Genomic DNA, 6,688 nt, shown 5'->3' with positions numbered 1-6,688 from the left:
GCGCCGAATTTATCCCGTTAATGGTGGCAAAAAGGACAAGATGGGTGTTGACGAAAATGGTAGCACTGAAACCCGCGGCTAATAGCAAAAGCCTTTTATCCCTTAAATAAATAAATGCTAAAATTGCCAGGGCGGCAGCGGGAAACAAATATCTTTCATGCATCCTGGTGGCAAAAGTGAATACACCTGCTATCTGGAGAAGCACTGCTGCCGGAACGAATGTCTTGTTATTCCCTTTAGTGTAAATATACCATGAAAGTGCTGTGATCAAGACTATAAAAATCATCCCCCAGCTGTGATAGCTAAAGATAAAGAAGGGTGCTGCGTCATTAGCATAGTTTTTCCCAATTAAGGTAAAGAAATTGAAGGCGTTGACCGATGCATAGGGATACTCGCCGATTGTATTTGTAAAAAGCTTGATAATCCACAGCACATCATTTTGCAAGGTAAACGGAAGGATGATAACGACGGCCGTAACCAGTGCGAAAAATACAGCCTCGAGGAAGCTGCTGAGCCTTTTTTCCCTTACCAATTCAAAGAAAAGCACCGGCAGGAAGATAATCCCCTGCGGCTTCATCATTACGGCCGCAGTAAACAGGGCGGAGGCAAAGCCGGGCTTTTTTTCTGTAAGCATGTAAACTGCAGCAACAACAATGAAGGTAAAAAAGGAGTCCACCTGCCCCCAGAAGGTGGAATTTATTATGACAGCCGGGTTGAAGATATAAAACGCGGCCAGCAGGACGCTGCTTTCCAGGGTTAGATATTTCCTGGCCAGCCTGTATATAAGGTATGACGTGGCAATGTCGGCCAAAATTGACGGCAGCTTTAACAGCAAGGTGAAATACGGCTGCACGGCCTCCAGGCCGGCAATTTTGCCAATTAAAAACAAAACGTACATATACAATGGCGGGTAGTCAACTGAGCCGGCATTTGAATAAATTCGCAAGAGGTTACTGGCAGCAGCGGTTGCCCATCTTTTAAAGATATTTATGTCAAAGGGATGGCCTTCCATCAATGTCGAGGCGGCAATCCGCAACAGCAGCCCCGCGCAGAGTAAAGCCAGCATCAATATTTTTTCATTGCCGGGAAGAATTTTTATTTTTTTACGTATGTAAAAATAGTAGGTTGCTATTGAGGCAATAAAAAATATTATTGCATAGGCGGCCAGCTGCGGGGCATACCTGGCACCCCCATTCGTACCCGCATCCACCCTGCTGCCACTATGGGGCGCCAAGCGCAGGCCCGGGCTGGGAGGCGAGGGCTGCTTTCCCGGCAGCTGCGCCGGCGCATCCGCTAAGCGGTTGCTTCCAGCCAGGATGGTATCCCGAGGTCCGATACGGCTCCGGGCCGGGGCGTTATTACCGTTATAATTCCCTATTGCATAAATGCATAAAAATCCTGCTAAAAGCAGTATCAGAACCAGGCTTATTCTGAAGATATCCTTTTTGAAGACCACCTTTTGCCTGCTCCTCTCAAAAACCGTTAAATACTCAATCTATAACCGGTAACCTTTTGGATGGGTGCTATGCCAGTGCCACGCACTAGAGAGAATGGTTTCCAGATCGCTGTATCCGGGCTCCCAGCCCAAAATACCTTTTATAGCCGCACTATCAGCTGCCAGGACGGGGGGATCTCCTGCCCTTCGCTCTCCGTATTCCACGGCAATTTTATAGCCGGTAAGTGCTTGTGATTTTGCGATAATCTCCCTCACAGAATATCCCTTCCCCGTGCCTACATTGAAAATACCGCTTTGCAAGCCGTGTTCCAGCGCATGCAGCGCCAGGATATGAGCGTTAGCCAGGTCGATAACATGCACATAATCGCGAATGCATGTACCATCCGCTGTCTTATAGTCCGTACCGAAGACAGCTAATTTTTCCCGCAGCCCAAGGGCGGTTTGCAGGACCAACGGGATGAGGTGAGTCTCGGGCCGGTGGTCTTCGCCCAAACTGCCGTCAAGCGAGGCCCCCGCCGCGTTAAAATAGCGGAGGGCCACCCAGTTGATGCTATGCACCTTACCCATCCATTCCAGGTATTTTTCAATCATACGTTTGGAATCGCCATAGGGATTAATCGGCGCAAGCATGGTTTCTTCCCTGATGGGAATATCCGGCGGTATCCCATAGACGGCGGCCGTAGAGGAAAAGACAATGTGTTTTACCCCGGCTTTCACAGCCGCCTCGAAGAACATAAAAGACTTGACCGTGTTCTCGTAAAAATATAGCTCCGGTTTGGCCAGCGATTCGCCTACCAGGCTTTTCGCGGCAAAATGAATGACGGATTTAATCCCGTGTTCCTTAATAATGTGTTCCACCAGCGCGGTGTCTGCAATATCACCTTCGTAAAAATGCCGGGCATGGACCGCATCCAGGTGGCCGGTCGACAAATTGTCCAGCACGACCACCAGGGCCCCATCTTTAATTAACTCCTGTACCGTGTGACTCCCGATATAACCTGCGCCCCCGGTTACCAGCACCGGCTTCATATAAAATGCCCCCTCACATTTTCCTGTTTATCTGGAGGCCGCCATGGCGGCCTTACAGATACTCAGGCTGCACCACTCCATTTGCTCCTTTCTTCTACCAGCTACTTATTGCTGCGTATTAAAATTTTAATGGAAAGGTAGATCCCGGTAACTGTGAGGACGATCATGCTAATAGCTGCCAGCTCTATAGCCCAGCGGATATTTAAACTGCCAAGCCTGCCGGCATGTAACCCGCGAATAAGTCCCACCAGACCGCTCCTGGCATCCTCTGCCCCGGCGGCACCAGTTTCGTGGAAAGCTGGCCGTCCTCCCTGCACCTCTGCACCAAGGTTATCCGTAACCGCAGGTCTGGAGCTTGTTGTCGCTGCCGGTACAAGGTTTTCCGGGTTAGTAGAACGGGCACTTCTTTCTATTGCAGGTGCCCTTTCCGGCTCGCCCAGCAGTGACGGGTGGATTAATAACAGTCCCGTGACAGCCTCGAGAAGAATTAAGACAGAAGTAAGCAGCCCGATCCATAGATGCAGGTTACGCATTTTTTTGAACATCCTACTACCTCCGCAAATTATATTTATGAATTCAACTAAAAACCCATAAGCGGCTGCCGGTAAAATTCAGTACCAGACCCACGCCCGTGGCAACGAACTTGCTGGCGAGCGTCGACCATGCCATGTAGTAGTGAAACAGCACCAGCAACCCGTAAGTTAAGGTTAATGTGACAACATTTAACGCTAGAAACCTGGCGAACTGGCCGGCAAGCTGCCCACGTCGTTTGAAGGTCCACGCCCGGTTCATGAAAAAACTGTTCAATAAGCCGCAGGTATATGATATGCCCTGCGCCAGGATCATCGGTACGCTCCAGGCGGTAAGGAAAATAAATACCGCCAAATCAACGCTAGTGTTTACTGCTCCTACCAGGCAAAATTTAAAAAACTGGAGAGGACGATCGGTAAAATTTGACAACATTCTTCATTCACCATTCTTTTCCTTTATCCCGCAGTATTCCTCCACAATATACAGCGGGCGGTCCCTTGCTTCATCATAAATCCGCCCGATATATTCCCCGTTAATCCCCAGCATCAGGAGGATAAAACCGGTCAACAATAGCTGCATGGCCAGGACTATATGCCAGCCGGCAAGGGGCGTTCCGGTAAAAACCTCGAAAAGCGGCAGAATCAGCATGTAGATTAAGCCTGCAAAGGTAAGCAGGGCTCCGGCATAGCTTGCTATTTTTATAGGCTTGGATGAAAAGGAGGTGATACCGTCCAGGGACAGCTTGAGCATCTTTTTAAGCGGGTACTTGCTCTCCCCGGCCCACCTTTTATCCCTTACATACTCAACGGCTGTTTGCTTGAAGCCGACCCAGCTCACCAGCCCGCGTACATAACGGTTTTTTTCCGGCAGCCGTTTTAACTGGTCGCATACTTTCCGGTCGATCAAGCGGAAGTCGCCGGTATCCACGGGGATATCAATATCCGTGCAGGCGCGTAGGAGGCGGTAAAATAAATGGGCCGTTGCCTTCTTGAAAAAAGTTTCTCCTTTCCTTTGCGTTCGCCGGGCGTAAACGACGTCATACCCTTCCTTCCATTTCGCGATCATATCCAGGATCAGTTCCGGCGGGTCCTGCAAGTCAGCGTCAATTACTACAACAGCCTCCCCGGATGCATGGTCCATCCCGGCGCTAATCGCGATTTGATGGCCAAAATTCCGGGAAAAGGTTATGAGTTTCACTGAAGAATCCTGTGTTCTAAAACCTTTGATTATCTCAGCGGAGCGGTCGCAGCTGCCGTCATTTACAAAAATCAGTTCATAAGGTTCGCTGGCCCGCTCCATCACCTGCTTCAAGCGCCGGTAGGTCTGCTCGAGGACAGCTTCCTCGTTATAGACCGGGATAACTATTGAATACCGGACATCGGTGTTCATACTTTTCCTCCCTCCTCCACATCGATTTCATATAAGGTCAGGGAGCCGTCCCTGCCCATGCCACCTGGAAAGCCGTCCGAGCTGCCTTCCTGCCATTCCTCCTCCGACACCGCGTTACTGTTGGCGCGGATCCACTCTATAACTTCGCTGCCGGCACCACCTCTGCCCCCGAAACCGGAACGCGAAGGGATTAGGAAATATTTTACTTCCCCGCCGGCCACCATCTGTTTCAACTTCTCCACCGTGAGGATGGGGTCGGAACCGCTGAATCCGCCCATAGCCATGACGGCTTTCCCGGTGGCAATGATATAGGGTGCGGCCGTATTGGCATCGGTGGTGGCAAAAAGGTATTTCTCCCCCGTATTATTTCTGATCACATATTCAAGCAGTTTATAATTAACACCGGAGTTCGGCCCGCCTCTCCCGCCCTGTCCAGGGCCAGGTACCCGCTGACTGGGGCCGGCCTGGGGCAGCATGCTGTTACCGCCATACAGAAGGGGAGTGGCGGCCCAGTAGAGCGGTGCCGCCAGCAAGACCAGCATCCCGGCCATTGCAGCGATAGAAATCAGTTTCTCTTTCTTAACGGCCAGCAACAATACCAGGACCAAACCCGTCCCAGCCGCCCCAATGCCGGCAGGCCAACCCGTACCGATATGCTCCTGGTAGGGCTGTAGTATATACAGCTCAAAAGCTGTTGTTGCCAGAAGGCCTGCCGGCAGCAGCCACATTTTCCAGCCTTCTTTGTCCCGGTATAACTGCCAGAGCTCCACCCATCCCGCTCCTACAAGGGCTGCAATCGGGGGGGCGAGCATGATCAGGTAATAGTGATGGAAGAAGCGCGCCACGCTAAAAAATGCCATCCCCGGTAGCAACCAGGCCAGCCAGAACAACGTCTCATTTTCTTTGGTGGTAAGCGGCTTTCTTCGGCGAATGCCTGCCAGCAAACCGGCGCAGGCAACCGCTACAAAGGGCAGCAACCAGCTGATTTGCCCCGAGAGTTCACTTTGAAACAGCCGCAACGGGCCCGGCTGGCCGGTGCCGAAGGCACCGCCCCCATCCCGGCCCGGGGGAGCACCGCCGGCAAAACCGGGCACCGGGCCCGGTCTCCCACCGGCACCCGGGCCGGCGCCTTCCGGTAAAATCCTGCCCTGCATCCTGTAACCGTCACCCGGCACCTGCTGCCAGCCGGGCATGTTGCTGCCATCCGTTTGCCCGGTCTGCTGAACAGGCGCATTGTTTCCATCCGGCGGCATTTGCTGCTGGTCCGGCCTGTTTCCTTGATCCTGCTGTTTTTGTTGCTGGCCCGGCGCTGCACCGGGACCCGGCCCTCCCCGGTTCATCCCTGTAAGGCGGGATATGCCATTATAACCGAAGGCCAGCTCCAATACAGAGTTCGTCTGACTGCCGCCGACATAGGGCCGGTTTTCCCCGGGGGTCATATCTACGGCTACTGCCCAGGATATAGATACTGCTACCATGATCACTGTAGCCGCCGCAACGACGGCCAGTTTCTTTTTCCATTCGCTCTTGAAAGCAAGCAGGTAAAACACGTAAAAAGCCGGTACGACCATGTAAGCTTGCAGCATCTTTATATTAAAGCCGACACCGATCATGGCAAAGGCTCCCAGCACCCAGGCCGACTTCTGATTGCGAATTCCCCGGAACAACATCCAGGTAGCTGTCAGGAGTGCAAATACCAGCAAGCTGTCGATATTGTTCGTCCGGCTCACCGCAACCGCAATAGGCGTACAGGCCATAACCAGGCTAGCGAGCCGGGCAGCTGTTCTCCCGAAAGTCGGCCTGACCAGGTAATACATCAGCAGGACGGAGCCGACACCGGCCAGGGCCTGGGGGAGAATCACGCTCCACCCGTGCACCCCGAAGATATACGCGAATATCGTCTGGATCCAGAACGCCACCGGCGGTTTATCCACCGTAACGTACCCGGCCGGATCAAAAGAAGCGTAGAAGAAATTATGGAAGCTCTGCAGCATACTGGTGACCGCTGCTGTGTAATAGGCGTTGGCGTACTGGTCTTTCCAGATGTTGAAGATATTCAAGAAAGCGGATAATAAGGCGATGCATATCAAGATCATATCGAAACGCGAACCTTGTTTCGATCTCATTGTCATGTTTCCCCTTTCATTCCTCATGTTTCATTGTCATTATGAACATCCACCGGTAATTCCGGGCCTTTTCACTTTATTACAATAATACCCCCTTAAGCTTAATTGTCCCTTAATGGCAACTGAATTTTGATTGAGTAATGGCTGAATATATACT

The 6,688-nt window shown here is 51.8% G+C and carries 6 protein-coding genes; all 6 read right to left on the bottom strand.

Annotated features, from left to right (window positions below; genetic code table 11):
* Positions 1–1,456, bottom strand: a 1,456-nt coding sequence (locus tag E308F_RS14910) for a glycosyltransferase family 39 protein (protein ID WP_141265681.1), incomplete at its 3' end; no start/stop codon positions are given.
* 39 nt (positions 1,457–1,495) lie between these two features.
* Positions 1,496–2,485: a UDP-glucose 4-epimerase GalE gene (gene galE / locus E308F_RS14905; RefSeq protein ID WP_141265680.1), complete on the bottom strand. Its 990-nt coding sequence runs from the start codon at positions 2,483–2,485 to the stop codon at positions 1,496–1,498.
* Between the two features lie 101 nt (positions 2,486–2,586).
* On the bottom strand, positions 2,587–3,030 hold the full coding sequence (locus E308F_RS14900) for a PepSY-associated TM helix domain-containing protein (protein ID WP_141265679.1): 444 nt from the start codon (positions 3,028–3,030) through the stop codon (positions 2,587–2,589).
* Between the two features lie 31 nt (positions 3,031–3,061).
* Positions 3,062–3,448 (bottom strand): GtrA family protein, encoded by a 387-nt coding sequence (locus E308F_RS14895; RefSeq protein WP_141265678.1) that lies wholly within the window; start codon positions 3,446–3,448, stop codon positions 3,062–3,064.
* 3 nt (positions 3,449–3,451) lie between these two features.
* A complete protein-coding gene (locus E308F_RS14890) occupies positions 3,452–4,405 on the bottom strand; it encodes a glycosyltransferase family 2 protein (protein WP_141265677.1) in 954 nt (317 codons plus the stop codon).
* Positions 4,402–6,531 carry an ArnT family glycosyltransferase gene (locus E308F_RS14885; protein ID WP_141265676.1) on the bottom strand — a complete coding sequence of 710 codons (2,130 nt, stop codon included), beginning with the start codon at positions 6,529–6,531 and terminating at the stop codon, positions 4,402–4,404. The genes E308F_RS14890 and E308F_RS14885 overlap by 4 nt, the downstream gene beginning before the upstream one ends.
* Positions 6,532–6,688 lie beyond the last annotated feature (157 nt).

This window comes from Moorella sp. E308F, assembly GCF_006538365.1.
Lineage (GTDB): Bacteria > Bacillota > DSM-521 > Neomoorellales > Neomoorellaceae > Neomoorella.
The sequence above is the reverse complement of the archived record's forward strand: the minus strand, read 5'-3'. Positions and strand labels throughout refer to the sequence as shown.

Coding starts and splice junctions, on each gene's coding strand:
- galE (WP_141265680.1), bottom strand. CDS start 2,485: ATGAAGCCGGTGCTGGTAACCGGGGGCGCAGGTTATATCGGGAGTCAC.
- E308F_RS14900 (WP_141265679.1), bottom strand. CDS start 3,030: ATGTTCAAAAAAATGCGTAACCTGCATCTATGGATCGGGCTGCTTACT.
- E308F_RS14895 (WP_141265678.1), bottom strand. CDS start 3,448: ATGTTGTCAAATTTTACCGATCGTCCTCTCCAGTTTTTTAAATTTTGC.
- E308F_RS14890 (WP_141265677.1), bottom strand. CDS start 4,405: ATGAACACCGATGTCCGGTATTCAATAGTTATCCCGGTCTATAACGAG.
- E308F_RS14885 (WP_141265676.1), bottom strand. CDS start 6,531: ATGAGATCGAAACAAGGTTCGCGTTTCGATATGATCTTGATATGCATC.